Genomic DNA, 15,359 nt, shown 5'->3' with positions numbered 1-15,359 from the left:
AAATCCCACTTCCCTACAAGTGTTTTAGGTTCGGCGCCGCGCCGCGACCGCGTTCCCGATCGCGATCAGCACCCCAATGCCGAAGATCAGCGTACCCATGACGTTGACCTGCGGTGGGATTCCCGTTTTAACCGCGCCCACGATCCACAGCGGGAAGGTGACCGTGGACCCGTTGACGAAGCTGGTGACCACGTAGTCGTCGACGGACAGCGCGAACGACAGCATGGCCCCGGCCATCACGCCCGGCATGATCGACGGCAGCGTGACCTGCCGGAACGTGCCCCACGCCGTGGCGCCGAGGTCCCTGGCGGCCTCCTCCAGCGACGGGTCGAGGGTGACCACCCGCGCCCGCACCGTGACCACCACGAACGACAGCGAGAACAGCACGTGGGAGATGATGATCGTGTTGGCGTCGCGCGGCACGTTCCCGGAGACGAACAACGACAGCAACGACGCGCCCATGACCAGCTCGGGCGTGGAGATGGCGGCGAAGACCAGGAAGTTCGTGACGCCCTTGCCGCGGAAGCGGTGCCGGCCGAGCGCCAGCCCGAGCATGGTGCCGATCACGACCGTGATGATCGTGCTGACCGCGGCGATGACGAGCGAGTTGCGCAGCGCCACGGTCAGGTCGGAGATGTCGAAGAGCTCGGCGTACCACCGCAGCGTGAAGCCCTGCCACGAGGTGTTGGACTTGCTCTTCTTGTCGTTGAAGCCGAACAGGATCATCACGGCGATCGGCGACGACAGCCAGACGATGATCAGCCAGGTGTAGATGTGCAGCAGCTTGTCGCCGAGCCTCGTCCCCCTCATCGCGCGGCCGCCTCGAGGACGTTCTCGGTGCCGAGCGCCCGGGCGTAGACGAAGATGCCCACGAGCAGCACCGCCATCAGCGTGAACGACAGCGCCGAGGCGGTCGGGTAGTTGAGGTTGGTGAGGTATTCGGTCTGGATGATGTTGCCGATCATGGTGTTGGCGGTCCCGCCGAGGATCGCCGCGTTGATCGGGTCCGCCGTGGCCGGGACGAACGTCATCAGCACCCCGGCGAAAACCCCCGGCAGCGACAGCGGCAGCACCACGCGGCGGAAGGCCGCCGCGCGGGTGGCGTACAGGTCCTGCGCGGCCTCCACCACCCGCGGGTCCACCCGCTCCAGCGCCACGTAGATCGGCAGGATCATGAACGGCAGGAAGTTGTACGTGAGCCCGCCTACTACGGCGAACGCGGTGGCGAGCACGTGGAAGTCGTCAGGCAGCAGCCCCCAGCCCTTCAGCGTGCCGAACAGGATCCCGTTGTCCGACAGCAGGAAGTTCCACGAGATCGTCCGCAGCACGAACGACACGAAGAACGGCAGCAGGATCAGGAACAGGTACATCGACTTGCGCCGGCCGCCCTTGAAGGCGATCCAGTACGCCACCGGGTACCCGATCACCAGCATGGCCGCGGTCGCCATCCCGCCGTACAGCAGAGAGCGCAACAGCTGGGTGCTGTACCTGCCGAGCGCGTCCGAGTAGTTGGAGAAGCTGAAGGTCATGGCGAAGCCGTCGATGGCGTTGCCGGTCTGCAGCGACACCGACGCCATCGCGACCATGGGCACGACCAGGAAGATCGCCAGCCACATCCAGCTCGGCAGCGCCAGCAGGTAGGGGGTGAGCCGCCGCATCGTTATGCCTGGGTGACGGACTGGAAGATCGGGTTGAAGATCTGCTGCTGCTTGTTGTCCAGCGGCGTGTAGCCGCGCAGCTTGGCGTAGTCGGCCTCGGTCGGGAACATGAGCGGGCTGTTGACCATGTCCTCGAGCGCCTTCTTGTCCTCGCCCTCGGCGGTCTTGGCCTTCTCCTTGAGCAGGTCCTGGACGGCCGGGACGGGGGTGACGTACTGGATGAACTCATCCAGCTCGGCGGCCACGGCCGGCTGGTAGAGGTAGTCCATCAGCATGAGCGCGTCCAACGGGTTGGCGGCACCCTTGGGGATGAGCATGTTGTCGGTCCAGATCGTGCCGCCCTCCTCGGGCACCACGAACTTGACGGGCTCGCCGGCGAGCTGGCGCTGGAAGACGTCGCCCGACCAGGCCATGGTCAGCCAGACGTCGCCCTTGGACACGGCGTCGATATAGCTCTGGTCGTAATATTTCCGGACAAGTCCGGCGTCGCGCTGCTCCTTGAGCTTGTCCCCGGCCTTGCGCCAGTCCGCCTCGGTCGACTTCTCCGGGTCGATGCCCAGCGCGAACATGCCGAAGTTGGCGATCTCCTGCGCGTCGGCCATCATGCCGACCCGCCCCTTGTACTTGGAGTCGAACAACGACTGGATGCTGGTGATGTCTTCCTTGACGTGCTCGGTGTTGTACGCGATCCCGGTCACACCAGAGGTGTACGGGATCGTGTACTTGTTGCCCGGGTCGTAGGCGCGCTCCTTGTACTTCTGCCCGGCGTTGGCCGCGAAGTTCGGCAGCTTGGAGTGGTCGAGGGGCACCGCGTAGCCCAGCTGGATCATGTTCTGGAGGTGGATGCCGTTGGTCATGACGACGATGTCGTAGCCCAGCGACTGCCCGGCGCGCAGCACGGGCTCGGCCTTGCCGAAGAACTCGGCGTTCTCCTGGATGACCTCTTTGTACTCGTACGAGATGCCGGTGGCCTCCTGGAACTTCTTCAGCGGGGCCTGGTCCTCCGGCATGTACTCGGGCCAGTTGGCGAAGACGACCTTGCCGTGCTTGGTCTGCTTGGACCAGAAGTCCTGGACGGCGTCGGCCTTGGGCGGCGCGGCCTTCTGCCCCTGCACGCCGCAGGCGGCGAGCGCGAGCCCGGCGGCGGAGAGCCCGGCGATCCTGAAGGCGTCACGGCGAGGGAGGTGAGGACGGGGGTTCATGAGGTGCTATCAACTTCCAATCACGTACGAGTGCTGCGCCTGCCAGGACAGCCACACGGAGTCTCCCCGCTCCGCCGTGGCCGTGGCGTCATGCGCGTTCTGCTGGAACACCGTGATCTCGGCCCCGTCAGCGAGAGACACGGCGTAGCTGTTGTAGGTGCCCAGGTAGACCACCTCGGCGACGGTCCCGCGGACGGCGCTCAGCCCGGCCGCAGGCTCCTCCGTGCCGATCGTGATCTTCTCGGGGCGGACGGTGACGGTCACGTCGCCGTCCTGGCCCGGCACCATCACCCGGCCACCGCTGATCTTGAGCGTGCCGCCGGTCGCGGCGCCCGTGAGCAGGTTGGAGGTGCCGATGAAGCCGGCCACGAACGCGGTCGCGGGCCGCTCGTAGATCTCGCGCGGCCCGGCGAGCTGCTCGACCAGGCCGTCGTTCATGACGGCGATGCGGTCGCTCATGGTGAGCGCCTCGTTCTGGTCGTGCGTGACGTACACGAACGTGATGCCGACCTCGCGCTGGATGCGCTTGAGCTCGATCTGCATGGCCTGGCGCAGCTTGAGGTCGAGCGCCCCGAGCGGCTCGTCGAGCAGCAGCGCGCGCGGCCGGTTGACCAGGGCCCTGGCCAGGGCCACGCGCTGCTGCTGGCCGCCGGACATCTCGCGCGGCCGGCGCTTCTCCCTGCCGGCGAGGTCGACGATCTCCAGCATCTCGCCGACCCGCCGCCGGATCTCGTCCTGCGGTGTCTTGCGTTGCTTCAGCCCGAAGGCCACATTGTCCCAGACGCTCATGTGCGGGAAGAGCGCGTAGGACTGGAAGACCATGTTGACGTCGCGCTTGTTCGGCGGGACGTTCGTCACGTCTTGGCCGTGCAGCTTCACCAGGCCCTTCGTCGGGGCCTCGAAGCCGGCGATCATCCTCATGGTCGTGGTCTTGCCGCAGCCGGACGGGCCGAGGAGGGAGAAGAACTCCCCCTCGGCGATGTCCAGCGAAACGCCTTTGACGGCCTGGACCACCTCGCCGTGCGAGAGGTATTCCTTGACGACGTCGTCAAGCTCGATGGCACTGGTCATTCGCGTGCTATTCACCGATGTAGTGCATGACGTGCTTGACGCGCGTGTAGTCGTGCAGGCCGAACACCGACAGGTCCTTGCCGTACCCGGAGTGCTTGAAGCCGCCGTGCGGCATCTCCGACACGAACGGGATGTGCGTGTTGACCCAGACCACGCCGAAGTCGAGGCGGTTGGACATGCGCATCGCGCGGCCGTGGTCGGAGGTCCAGACCGAGCCGCTCAGGCCGTACTTGACGTCGTTGGCCTTGGCGAGGGCGTCGGCCTCGTCGGTGAACGTCTGGACGGTGATCACCGGGCCGAAGACCTCGTTCTGCACCATTTCGTCGTCCTGCTTGAGCCCGTCCACGACGGTCGGCGCGAAGAAGTAGCCCTTGTCGCCGACGCGGTGACCGCCGGTGAGGACCTTGGCGTGGGCGGGGGCGCGCTCGATGAAGCCCTGCACCCTGGCGAGCTGGTTCTCGTTGTTGAGCGGCCCGTAGAGCGCGTCCTCGTTGTCCAGGCCGCCGGTCACGGTGCCGGCGGCGGCCTCGGTCAGCGCCGCCACGAACTCGTCGTGCACGCTCTCCTGCACGAGCACCCGGCACGCGGCGGTGCAGTCCTGGCCGGCGTTGTAGAGGCCCGCGGTGGCGATGTCGGCGGCGGCCTTGCGCAGGTCCTTGACGTCCTCGAAGACCACGACCGGCGCCTTGCCGCCGAGCTCCAGGTGCACCCGCTTGAGGTCGTCGGCGGCGCTCTTGGCGACCGACATGCCCGCGCCGACCGAGCCGGTGATCGCGACCATGGAGGCCGTCGGATGGCTCACCACGAGCGCGCCGGTCTCGCGGTCGCCGGTGACGACGTTGAAGACGCCCGGGGGCAGCACCTCACCGAGGATCTCGGCGAGCTTGAGCGTGGAGACCGGGGTGGTGTCGGACGGCTTGAGCACGACGGTGTTGCCGGCCGCGAGCGCCGGGGCGATCTTCCACACCGCCATCATCATCGGGTAGTTCCACGGCGTGACCTGCCCGATCACGCCGATCGGCTCGTGCCTGATGACGCTGGTGTGCTCGGCGAGGAACTCGCCGGCCGTGGGGCCCTCGAGCGTGCGCGCCGCGCCCGCGAAGAAGCGGAAGTGGTCGGCGGCGACCGGGGTCTCGTCCTCGGCCATGCGGGCGCGCGGCTTGCCCGTGTTGCGGCACTCGGCCTCGTTGATCTCATCGGCCCGCGCGTCGATCGCGTCGGCGACCTTGAGCAGCAGGTTGGCCCGCTCCCCCGGGGTGGTGCTGCCCCACGAGTCGAACGCGGCGGCCGCGGCTGCGAAGGCGGCGTCGACATCCTCCGGGCCGGAGATCGGGGCCTGGACGTAGGCCTCGCCCGTGCACGGGTCGATGATGTCGGAGAATCGGCCGCTCTTGGCGTCCACGAACTCACCGTTGATGAAGTTCTGCAGACGGGTGGTCAAGGTGACCTCCTCGTGAGGTGGCTGAGATGCCGCGACTCTTACAGAGTGGAAGCATATGGACAAGGGATTTCGTGGCGAAGATATCAAATTGCTACGAATTCGCTTGACAGACCGCCAAGAACTGACAACATGTCGCACCAGGACGGCAACCGAGCGGGAACGCCCCCGTAATGCCGTACCGCTAGGAGGAATCGTCTCGATGACCACGCCGCCGCGCGTTCGCCGCAGCAACCCCGACGCCGCCCCCGTCGTGCTCGACGAGCTCTCGAAGCAGATCATCGAGCAGCTCCAGCGTGACGGGCGCATGCCGTACGCGGCGATCGGCAAGGCGGTGGGCCTGTCCGAGGCCGCGGTACGCCAGCGCGTGCAGCGACTCCAGGAGGCCGGCGTCATGCAGATCGTCGCGGTCACCGACCCTCTCATGCTGGGCTTCCCCCGGCAGGCGATGATCGGGATCAACGTCGAGGGCGATCTGGAGTCGGTGGCCGACGAGCTGGCGGCCATCGAAGAGATCGACTACGTGGTGCTGACGGCGGGCTCGTTCGACATCATCGTCGAGGTGGTGTGCGAGGGCGACGGGCACCTGCTGGAGATCCTCAGCAAGATCCGCGCCATCCCCGCCGTACGGGCGACGGAGTCGTTCGTGTACCTGAAGCTCCGCAAGCAGACGTACTCCTGGGGCACCCGCTAACCCACCCTCGCGACCGCGCGCACCGGCGCCCCGCACAGCACCCGGTGCGCCGCCGGCTCCATCACGTGACCGGCTCGGCCGCGGCGTCGACGATGGGCAGGACGGGGGTGTCGGCCGCCCGGACCAGCCGCGGCCCCTCGGGACCGTAGACCTCCCGCGGCTCGGGGAAGGCGGCCAACAGCGCCAGATAGAGCAGACCCGCGGCGGCCAAGCCCAGCGGCAGCGAGATGTCCACGCCGCCGGCCAGGTCGCCGAGCGGCCCCACGAACTGCCCCGGCAGGTTGACGAACATCAGCGCCAGCCCTGCCGACGCCAGCCAGGCGCTCACCCCCCGCCAGTTCCAGCCGTGCGTGAACCAGTAGCGGCCGCCGCGCTGACGCCGGTTGAAGACCTGCAGGGCCTCCGGGTCGTACCAGCCGCGCCGGGTCACGTAGCCGAGCATCATGATCACCATCCACGGTGCGGTGCACGTGATGATCAGCGTCGCGAACGTCGAGATGCTCTGGGTGAGGTTCGCGGCGAAACGGCCCACGAAGATGAACGCGATCGACAGGGTGCCGATGAAGACGGTCGCCTGCACGCGCGAGAAGCGGGGGAAGACGCTGGAGAAGTCGAGCCCGGTGCCGTAGAGGGAGGTGGTTCCCGTGGACATGCCGCCGATGAGCGCGATGAGACAGACCGGCACGAAGTACCAGCCCGGCGAGACGGCCAGCAGCCCGCCGACGTAGTTGGGCGCCGCCGGGTCCACGTACTCGGCGGCCTTGGCCGCGATGATCGAAGCGGTGGCCAGGCCGAAGAAGAACGGCAGGATGGTGGCGATCTGCGACAGGAAGGCGGCGGCCATCACGCGGGAGCGCGGCGTGCTCGCCGAGATGTAACGGGACCAGTCGCCCAGGAACGCCCCGAACGACACCGGGTTCGACAACACGATCAGCGCCGCCCCGATGAACGACGGCCAGAACAGCGGATCGCCCACCGGCAGCGTCCCCGGATAGGACGGGTCGAAGTCGCCCGCGAAGGCGAACACCCCCAGCACGAACAGCAGCGACGCCGCCACCACCGCGATCTTGTTGACGAACAGCATGAACCTGAACCCGTACACGCAGACGATCAGCACGAGCACCGCGAAGATCCCGTACGCGACGCCATAGGACAGGTCGGTGTCGGGCAGCCCCACCAACCGGTGAGCGCCGCCGACCAGCGCGTCCCCCGACGACCACACCGAGATCGAGAAGAACGCGATCGCGGTGAGCAGCGACAGGAAGGAGCCGACGATCCGTCCGTGCACGCCCAGATGAGCCGACGACGAGACGGCGTTGTTGGTGCCGTTGAGCGGCCCGAACAACGACAGCGGCGCCAGGATCAGCGCCCCCACCACCAGCCCGAGCACCGTGGCGGCCAAGCCCTGCCAGAACGACAGGCCGAACAGGATGGGGAAGGCTCCGAGCACGCAGGTGGCGAAGGTGTTCGCCCCGCCGAACGCCACCCTGAACAGGTCGACCGGGCGCGCGGTGCGGTCGGCGTCGGGGATGCGCTCGACCCCGTACGTCTCGATTTCGGTGATGCCGTTCATGTCTGCTTCTTCTCCTGCATCGCGAGCAAGCTGACGAGGTCGTACGCCACGTGGGAGGCGGCGATGGAGGTGATCTCCGCATGGTCGTAGGCCGGCGCGACCTCGACCACGTCGGCCCCGACCAGGTTGCACCCGGCCAGGCCCCGCAGGATCTCCAGCAGTTCCCGGCTGGTGAGCCCGCCCGCCTCCGGTGTCCCGGTGCCGGGGGCATGCGCGGGATCGAGCACGTCGATGTCGACGGAGACGTACAGCGGCCGGTCACCGATCCGCTGCCGCAGCACGTCGATCACCTCGTCCAGCCCGCGCCGCAGCACGTCGGCCGCGGTCAGGATGCCGAAACCGAGCCGCCGGTCGTCCTCCAGGTCCCGCTTGCCGTACAGCGGCCCCCGGATGCCGACGTGGCTGACGGCCTCGGTGTCCAGCAGCCCCTCCTCGACCGCCCGCCGGAACGGCGTCCCGTGCGTGTACTCGGCCCCGAAGTACGTGTCCCAGGTGTCGAGATGCGCGTCGAAGTGCAGCAACGCGACGGGCCCGTGCTTCCTGGCGGCCGCGCGGAGCAGCGGCAGGGCGATGGTGTGATCCCCGCCGATGGTGACGAGCCTGGCCTGGAGCGAGCCGGCGGCCTCCTCGATGCTCTCGATGGCCGCCCCGATGTCGAACGGATTGGCCGCGATGTCCCCGGCGTCGGCCACCTGCACCCGCTCGAACGGCGACACGTCCAGCGCGGGGTGGTACGGCCGCAACAGCCGCGACGCCTCGCGGACCGCGGCGGGCCCGAACCTGGCGCCGGGCCTGTAGGAGACACCGGCGTCGAAGGGCACCCCCACGACGGCGACGTCTGCCCGCTCCACCTCATCGAGGCGGGGAAGGCGGGCGAAGGTGGCGGGCCCGGCGAAACGCGGGACCTTGGAGGAGTCGACGGGGCCGATGTTCATGTCGGCCAGTGTTCGTCATGCCCTTGACCTGCGGCAATTGTCGGCCACCTGAAGTCCCGCGGTGTGTGTTGTGGCCGGCCACAAGGTGTTCCAGGCAGTTGAGGGGTGAGGATGCAGGATCAGAGGTGTCGGCCACCGGTCGCTGAAGCCCGGCTATGCGTCCGTGCCGCCCACCGACTCGGCCTTCTCGGGCTTGGGGCGAGAGCAGTCTTTCTGAAGGCAAACGGCGATAGGCCGGAAGATCTGCTCCTCACAATCGGCCCATACGGCTCTCTTGGGCCCCCTCAGCACGGACCTGGCCTCACCCCGGGCCTCGTCTTGTCCTTGCAGTGACAGGCTCCGCGGCGATGATGGCGTTGATCCGGGGGTCTTCGCTCTTCGTGACGGTCGAGATGACTGCTAGGCCGATGTTGTCCAGGGCCTCGGCGACGTCGGCGATGGCAGGGGTGTTGTCGGGATGGATGACCAACGGGATCAGCCTCAGCCCAGGATGACCAGTTTCGATGGCCTCCGCTGGGTCTCGACGATGACCCCGAATTTCTCGTCTCCCTTTCCGTACAGTATTGCGCCGTCGGCCCGGCATACACCCGGGTTCAGGCTCTCGTGCTGAGACGTGACTTTCACGCCGCAACATTACTGTCTGCGTTCGACGCATTACCTAGTGTTGACGAAATTGGATGGTCGAGAGTTCCCACGCTCGCAGGGGAAGCCTTACCACACCATGCGCGACCTGCACAGACGCCCCTGGACGCCCACGCAAATCCGCATATCGCGCCTCCGTGAGGCTGCCCGAAATCACGGCTTCTGTGTCGTTAGGGGTGAGGGCTACGACGCGGAGCTCCCGCCATCCGTCCCGGTCCCTGAGCGAGGTCATCACCACGCCGTCCCCCGTCACCGACAGCCCGGTCCCGGGTGCGGGCAGGTCCAGGGAGCGGTTGCCGAGGCCGGGCGCCACCACCAGGTCGTGGCGGAAGCTCTCCGCGGCCGCGGGGACCTCCTGCCACGACGCGCACGGCATCAGCGCCAGGCTCACGGACCGCAGCCCGCGTGACTGCGCCGCCGGAGTGGGCAGCTGCGGCCCGGCCGGTTCGGGGCGGAGGGCGTTGCGGTTACGGGACAGGTAGCCCACGGAGCGGAGCAGGGTCAGGGCCAGTTCGCCACCCGTCGGCTCACCGTCCGCCGATCCCTCGACGCTCACCAGCTCGTACTCCGTCACGTGTTCCAGCAGCGCAGCCACGCCGCCGGCCGCCACCCACGACGAGGCGGGGAAGGTCGGCATTGGCATCTCGCCGCAGCCGGGCTCGGCGGTCAGCCCGCGGGCCACGACGGCGAACTGGCCTTCCGCGTACGACTCCGTGGCCACGGCGGGGAGCGGGACGTGGAGGCGGACGCGGTGGTCGACGCAGCGGTTGTCGAACTCGACGTGCAGGCGGACGTACGGCTCGCCGGCCCGCAACTCCACCCGGGTCGTGACGACGATCTCCTCGGTCCGAGAGATCCTCGAAAGAGCCGGGACCTCGGGCGTGCCCTCCAGTCCGGCGCCCGCCGCCGGCCACCGGTACGTGCGCCGCACGTCCACCGCCGCCACCAGCGGCCCCGAGCAGACGAGCTCGGCCTCCACGGACTCCGGCTCGGACACGATCCGGTCGTCCAGCGGCGGCGCGTAGTTGTAGGTGTCGCCGACGTCGCCGCCGTCCACGATGCGGCCGGCTCCCGTCACGGTCGTGCCGTCCCGGCCGACGAGCGTGAGCGTGCCGTCGCCGGCGATCGTCACCCGCAGCAGCCCGTTGTCGATCACCTGCTCGTCGCCGCGCACCGGCAGGGTCGCCGAGTCGGAGCCGAGCCAGCAGGACGCGTGGTGCTGGACGTTGGGCAGCCCGCCGGAGGGCACGGGCGGGGTGAACACCCGCTCGTGCGGCACCGGCCGCAGGCTGGTGTGGCCCAGCGGCGGCACCTCGACCATGGCCGCGACCGTGCGCCTGGGCTCGGCGACGATGCGCACGCGGGTCACGCCGTCCAGCGCCCCGCGCAGGTCGGCGACGTCGAAGGCGGCCGTGGTCTCGCGGGCGACCGTGAACGTCAGCACGCCGTGGTCGACTGACCAGCCGGTGATGTGCTGTCCGTACAGCTCGGTGCCGTGGATGAACGTCAGCGCCGTGGCGGGGTCCATCTCCTCGTCGAGCAGCAGCGTGGGCGCGTATTCGAGCGGCTGCGTCGGCACGGGCGCGCCCGAGGGGTCCACGAGCGGGTCGATCCCGGCGACGTCCACGACGACGATGCCGGCGCGTACGTCAGGCGTGGGGTTGACGACGAGCACCCCGTCCGAGGGCACGGTGGCGGCCAGGCGGGCGGTCACCATGTCGCGTACGGCCTGCCCGAGGTGCTCGGCCTCGGCGATGCGGGCGGCGACCTGCTGGGCGGTCTCGTCCACGCCGCACCCGGTCACCGAGTCGTGCCCGCTGGCGTCCACCAGCCGCCACCACGCCATGTCGAGAAACCGGCCTGGCCACTCGCCGCCCCAGAGCGTGGCCAGCGGCTCGGCGTAGCGTTCGACCATGCGCTCGGCGCGGCTCATGGCCTGCTTGAGGTGGGGGCGGATCGAGATGACGCCGGGGAGGATGTTGGCCCGGGCGTGCGACCGCAGCCCCCCCTCGACACGGGGCAGCCCCGCCACATCGCCCGAATATTGCCCGATATAGCCGGACAAGGTGTCCATGCGGGCGCCGATGGCCGCCACCATCTCCGGCAGGCCGCGTACGGGCGCCGAGTGGTCTGTGCCGTACATCGCCAGCAGCGGCCCCTCGGGCCCGTGCCACTCCCGCATGGTCGCGACGAACGCGGCCGCGCGCTCCGCCAGTCCCTCGGGGTCGTGGAAGAGGTGGGCGCCGTTGCCGTAGCCGCCGGCCGGCAGGTACTGGGTCCGCAACGCCGTGCCGTCGGGGGCGACCCAGGCGAAGGCGTCGCTGGTGACGGAGGACGGCACGCCCCGGTAGACGCAGGCGTGCAGCAGCCCGGCCTTGCGCAGGATCTGCGGCATCTGCGCGGTGTGCCCGAACATGTCGGGCAGGTAGCCGACCGGCATGGCGCCGCCGAGCTTGTCGGCCCGGTCCATGCCGAGCTCCAGGTTGCGGACGATGTTCTCGCCCGAGCACAGGAACTCGTCCAGCAGGATCTGCCACGGCCCCACCGCCAGCCGCCCGGCCTCGACCAGCGCGGCCACGCGGTCGCGGTTCTCCGGCCGGACCTCGAGGTAGTCGTCCACGCAGGCCAGCTGACCGTCGAGGGTGAAGTGGTAGCCGGGCTCGCGCTCCATCGTGTCGAGCACCTCGTCCAACAGCGCCACCAGGCGCAGCCGGAAGCGCTGGAACGGTTCGTACCACTCCCGATCCCAGTGCGTGTGCGGCACGACGACGATCTCCGTGCTCACCCTGCCTCCCCTCCGATGGGCAGATCGTGCTGTGCGGCGTAGCGGGCGGCGATCCGCTGAGCCGTCACGATGTCCTCCAGCGCGCCGCCCGTGTCGGTGAGCGGCGGCTTGTCATCGTTCACGAAAGCATGGAAGGCGGCCAGTTGTACTTCGAACGCCTCGGTCACGTCCCGCCATTCGGCCCGGGTCTCGCCGCCGGACACGACGGTGAGCGTGGTCGGCGCGTTCATGAGGTAGGGCGAGGGGAAGACCAGTTCGAGCGTGCCCTTGTCGTGGTGGATGGCCACGGTCTCGCGATAGGCGGGGTAGTCCTCCAGGTAGTGCCAGCGGATGGTGAACCTGCCCTGGACGGGCAGCGTGCCGGAGATCTCGACGGAGCCGGGCGCGGTTCCCCATGTCTCGACGTACGAAATTTCAGCAGGCGACCCGGTGAAGCTCCTCAAGAGCGACAAGTCATGACATATGGAGCCGAGTGCGATCCCGTACAGGTTCTGCACCGGCGCCGAGTCCCCCACCGCCCGCGAGACCAGCTCGCTCTCCGCGGCCCGCAGCGAGGCCAGCAGCCCGGCGTCCACGTCCCGCGCCTGCGTCAGGTTCGCGAAGGCCAGCTGCGACTCCCCGCTCGGGTGGAGCACGGTCACCTCGACCGACCTGATCACGCCCGGACCGCCGAGCTCGGACAGCAGCTCCTCGGCCCGCCGCACGGCCGGGTCGTACTGCTTCATGTAGCCGACCATCAGCCGCCCCTCGCGCAGCGCCGCCACCTCGGCCCTGGTCAGGGCGAGCGGCTTCTCGCAGAACACGGCGTAGCCCGCGGCGAGCGCCCGGCGCACGGTCTCGCCGTGGGAGCCGGAGGCCAGCACGAGGACGGCGTCGAAGCCGCCGGCGTCGAGCATCTCCTCCAGAACCGTGTAGCAACGGGCAGCGCCGAGCCGGTGGCCGACGGCGTCGGCGAGCGCGCGCGACAGGTCGCAGACGGCCGTCACCTCGAACAGCTCCCGGCGCCTGGACAGCAGCGGCACGTAGACCGCCTGCGTGACCGCGCCGCATCCGATGAGGGCGATTCTCACAGTCCCAGCTCCTCCAGCTTGCGGCGGTTGGCGGCCTGATCGGCGATGATCTCCGCGACGGTGCGGCGGCCCGGCAGGGTGTCCTGCTCGATGACGATCCAGCCGGAGTAGCCGATCTCGTCCAGCGTGCGCACCACGGCGGGCAGGTCCAGCTCTCCCTCGCCGAGCGGGGCGAACCCGCCGCGGCCCATGAGCTCGTGCAGGTCGGCGCCGTCGGACAGGGCGTGGGCGAGGATCGCGGTGTCGCCGTCCTTGACGTGCACGTGCCCGACGCGATCGGCCCACGCGCGCAGCGCCTCGACCGGGTCCCCCCCGGCCAGCAGCAGGTGCCCGGTGTCGAGGCAGAGCTGCACGTCGGTCAGCTCCAGCAGCCGCTCCACGTCCTGCGGCGTCTCGACGTACGTGCCGAGGTGGTGGTGGAAGGCGGGCTCGAAGCCGCGGTCTCGGCAGCGGTTCACGGCCTCCTGGACGCGCGCGGCGTAGGCCGGCCATTCGGAGGCCGTCAGCCCTGGAACGCTCCCGCCGGGGCGGGCGAACCTCTCGGGCGAGCCGGAGCAGCCCAGCGTGGGCCGGGGCGGCAACGGAGAGGCCGGGGCGGCGTCGAACACGTCAAGGGTGGCCTCCAGCGCGGGCACCCCTCGCTTGAACTCGCCGGCGTCGTCGTAACGCAGGTCCGCCCAGCCGCCCGCGAGCAGCAGCCCGCCGAGCCGGTCCATGGACAGGTAGCCGATCGGGCCCAGGTCGATGCCGTCGTACCCGGCCTCGGACAGGGCGTGGACCATCTCGTCGGCGCTCAGCGGCGGCGGCACGTCGGCCAGCCCGAACACGCCGAAGCTCACAGGAGCGTTCGCGACCTTCCTCAGCCGCACAGTGCCATCACCTCGTTCTCGTACGTTTCCAGCCGGTGCGGGCCCGCGTCCGCCGGCACGAACACCCGCTCGCCGCGGATCACCTGCCGGGCGCCGCCGGGGCGGACCAGCACCAGGCCCTCGGCGTCCAGGGCGAGCAGCTCGTCACCCAGTCTGAGCAGCAGCGGCGCGTCCGGCCCCGCGGAGACGGCGGTGCGCCCGTCGCGTACGCCGTCCAGCACCGTGCCGGTGTCCTCGGCCAGCACCCAGGTCGTGGGCGCGCCGGGCAGGCCGTCGGCCCCGTGGCGGTGGAAGTCGCTGCCGCCGATCGCGATCACGTCCTCGCGCCAGGCATCCGCCCAGGCCAGCGGGGCGCCCCAGCGGCGGTCCCACCAGCCGGAGCTCCACACCTCGGCGATCCGGGGGCGGCGGCTGATCGGCAGCAGCCAGGCGCAGTCGCCGCCGAGCGGGTGGTTGACGGAGATCAGGCCACCCTCGCGTTCGGCGTGCTCCACCCAGGCGTCGGCCGGCTGCCGGAAGTCCACCCAGCCGACGTCGCCGAACACGTTCGCGTGGCCGCGGTCGGTGGTGACCTCCTGGCCGGGGATCAGCGCGATGTCGCGGTCGATCTTGGCGAGCCAGGGGTGGTGGCTGACGGTGTTGTGGTCGGTGACGGCCAGGAAGTCGAGCCCGCGGCCGCGGGCGAGCTCGGCCAGCTCGGCGATCGTGAGACTGCCGTCGCTGTGCACGGTGTGGGCGTGGAAGTCCCCGGCGAACCACCGCATGCCGTCGACATCGGGAATGTCCCTCCGCGGCGGACGCTCCCCCTGCGGCGGCTCCTCCGCCGAGGGCTCAGGCGGCGCGACGGACTCGGCCGAGATCTCCAGAGTGTAGTCGAGCCCTTGGGGCGGGATCCGGTGCAGCCGCAGCCACACGTGCCACGTCCCCGCCTCCGGCGCGCCGGGCAGGTATCCGGGCGTCGCCCAGTCGGCGGTGATCGTGTACTCGTCGCGCGCTCCCCCCGACCAGCCGCGGAAGCCGCCGGGCGAGCCGCACCCGAGATCGATCACGCCCTGCGAACGGTCGTAGCCGAGCCGGACGGTCACGGCGGCCGTCCCCGGCGGGACCTCGAAGGGCACCTCACGCTGGATCCGCTCCAGCCGGTCGTCCAGGCTCCAGTGTCCCCGCACAATGAACTCCCCATTCCGGACGCCGACGCGCGGCCGGAGAGTGACCGTCAGGCTACCAATTTCCCGAGCGCTTACTCGATGACGCGCACCCGAGGAGGCAAGCCACGCCCAATATGTCATGACATGCAGATGACGTAAAGGCCTGCCCATATCCCAGAAAAGGGCCGTCTCGAACGAGCCGGGCGGCGTGGCCTGCAGCACTCGAGGAGAGCTGCTGGAAGCCGGGGGTCCGGATCGCCGTCGGGAAAATGGG

Annotated in this window: 13 protein-coding genes; 1 reads left to right on the top strand and 12 read right to left on the bottom strand. The window is 69.5% G+C overall.

Annotated features, from left to right (window positions below; genetic code table 11):
* Nucleotides 1–24: 24 nt before the first annotated feature.
* From ID574_RS22135 to ID574_RS22115, 5 genes are read right to left on the bottom strand one after another with little or no spacing between them, the layout of a single operon-like run.
* Complete coding sequence (locus tag ID574_RS22135; RefSeq protein WP_188190818.1) at nt 25–810, bottom strand: ABC transporter permease; 786 nt, start codon at nt 808–810, stop codon at nt 25–27.
* On the bottom strand, nt 807–1,658 hold the full coding sequence (locus ID574_RS22130; protein WP_188190817.1) for an ABC transporter permease: 852 nt from the start codon (nt 1,656–1,658) through the stop codon (nt 807–809). The genes ID574_RS22135 and ID574_RS22130 overlap by 4 nt, the downstream gene beginning before the upstream one ends.
* Before the next feature lie 2 nt (nt 1,659–1,660).
* A complete protein-coding gene (locus ID574_RS22125) occupies nt 1,661–2,860 on the bottom strand; it encodes an ABC transporter substrate-binding protein (RefSeq protein ID WP_188190816.1) in 1,200 nt (399 codons plus the stop codon).
* A 9-nt stretch (nt 2,861–2,869) separates the two neighbouring features.
* Complete coding sequence (locus ID574_RS22120) at nt 2,870–3,931, bottom strand: ABC transporter ATP-binding protein (RefSeq protein ID WP_188190912.1); 1,062 nt, start codon at nt 3,929–3,931, stop codon at nt 2,870–2,872.
* Between the two features lie 7 nt (nt 3,932–3,938).
* Nucleotides 3,939–5,372 (bottom strand): gamma-aminobutyraldehyde dehydrogenase, encoded by a 1,434-nt coding sequence (locus ID574_RS22115; RefSeq protein WP_188190815.1) that lies wholly within the window; start codon nt 5,370–5,372, stop codon nt 3,939–3,941.
* Nucleotides 5,373–5,571: 199 nt separating this feature from the next.
* Here ID574_RS22115 and ID574_RS22110 point away from each other — a divergent pair, with 199 nt between their 5' ends.
* Nucleotides 5,572–6,063 carry an Lrp/AsnC family transcriptional regulator gene (locus ID574_RS22110; protein ID WP_188190814.1) on the top strand — a complete coding sequence of 164 codons (492 nt, stop codon included), beginning with the start codon at nt 5,572–5,574 and terminating at the stop codon, nt 6,061–6,063.
* A 61-nt stretch (nt 6,064–6,124) separates the two neighbouring features.
* Here ID574_RS22110 and ID574_RS22105 read toward each other — a convergent pair whose 3' ends face one another.
* The 7 genes from ID574_RS22105 to ID574_RS22075 all read right to left on the bottom strand — a co-directional run bounded on the left by ID574_RS22105 (nt 6,125) and on the right by ID574_RS22075 (nt 15,106).
* Nucleotides 6,125–7,636, bottom strand: coding sequence for a purine-cytosine permease family protein (locus ID574_RS22105; RefSeq protein ID WP_188190813.1), 1,512 nt, complete (start codon nt 7,634–7,636; stop codon nt 6,125–6,127).
* Nucleotides 7,633–8,571, bottom strand: a complete 939-nt coding sequence (speB, locus tag ID574_RS22100; protein WP_188190812.1) for an agmatinase — start codon at nt 8,569–8,571, stop codon at nt 7,633–7,635. The genes ID574_RS22105 and speB overlap by 4 nt, the downstream gene beginning before the upstream one ends.
* Before the next feature lie 301 nt (nt 8,572–8,872).
* Nucleotides 8,873–9,040: a hypothetical protein gene (locus ID574_RS22095; protein ID WP_188190811.1), complete on the bottom strand. Its 168-nt coding sequence runs from the start codon at nt 9,038–9,040 to the stop codon at nt 8,873–8,875.
* 189 nt (nt 9,041–9,229) lie between these two features.
* Nucleotides 9,230–11,998, bottom strand: a complete 2,769-nt coding sequence (locus tag ID574_RS22090; protein WP_188190810.1) for a glycoside hydrolase family 38 N-terminal domain-containing protein — start codon at nt 11,996–11,998, stop codon at nt 9,230–9,232.
* Nucleotides 11,995–13,068 carry a Gfo/Idh/MocA family protein gene (locus ID574_RS22085; RefSeq protein ID WP_188190809.1) on the bottom strand — a complete coding sequence of 358 codons (1,074 nt, stop codon included), beginning with the start codon at nt 13,066–13,068 and terminating at the stop codon, nt 11,995–11,997. Before ID574_RS22085 ends, ID574_RS22090 begins: the two co-directional genes overlap by 4 nt.
* Entirely contained in the window at nt 13,065–13,937 is an 873-nt protein-coding gene (locus ID574_RS22080) for a TIM barrel protein (protein ID WP_223166942.1), read from the bottom strand. The genes ID574_RS22085 and ID574_RS22080 overlap by 4 nt, the downstream gene beginning before the upstream one ends.
* Nucleotides 13,928–15,106, bottom strand: coding sequence for a CehA/McbA family metallohydrolase (locus ID574_RS22075; protein ID WP_223166941.1), 1,179 nt, complete (start codon nt 15,104–15,106; stop codon nt 13,928–13,930). Before ID574_RS22075 ends, ID574_RS22080 begins: the two co-directional genes overlap by 10 nt.
* Between the last annotated feature and the right edge of the window lie 253 nt (nt 15,107–15,359).

Origin of the sequence: Nonomuraea sp. SYSU D8015 (assembly GCF_008065375.1) — a bacterium.
Classification (GTDB): domain Bacteria; phylum Actinomycetota; class Actinomycetes; order Streptosporangiales; family Streptosporangiaceae; genus Nonomuraea.
This window is presented reverse-complemented; position numbering and strand designations above follow the sequence as displayed.

Excerpts from the sequence above, each read along its gene's own strand:
- ID574_RS22110 (WP_188190814.1), top strand. The coding sequence starts at position 5,572 with ATGACCACGCCGCCGCGCGTTCGCCGCAGCAACCCCGACGCCGCCCCC.
- ID574_RS22105 (WP_188190813.1), bottom strand. The coding sequence starts at position 7,636 with ATGAACGGCATCACCGAAATCGAGACGTACGGGGTCGAGCGCATCCCC.
- ID574_RS22135 (WP_188190818.1), bottom strand. The coding sequence starts at position 810 with ATGAGGGGGACGAGGCTCGGCGACAAGCTGCTGCACATCTACACCTGG.
- ID574_RS22130 (WP_188190817.1), bottom strand. The coding sequence starts at position 1,658 with ATGCGGCGGCTCACCCCCTACCTGCTGGCGCTGCCGAGCTGGATGTGG.
- ID574_RS22120 (WP_188190912.1), bottom strand. The coding sequence starts at position 3,931 with ATGACCAGTGCCATCGAGCTTGACGACGTCGTCAAGGAATACCTCTCG.
- ID574_RS22125 (WP_188190816.1), bottom strand. The coding sequence starts at position 2,860 with ATGAACCCCCGTCCTCACCTCCCTCGCCGTGACGCCTTCAGGATCGCC.
- speB (WP_188190812.1), bottom strand. The coding sequence starts at position 8,571 with ATGAACATCGGCCCCGTCGACTCCTCCAAGGTCCCGCGTTTCGCCGGG.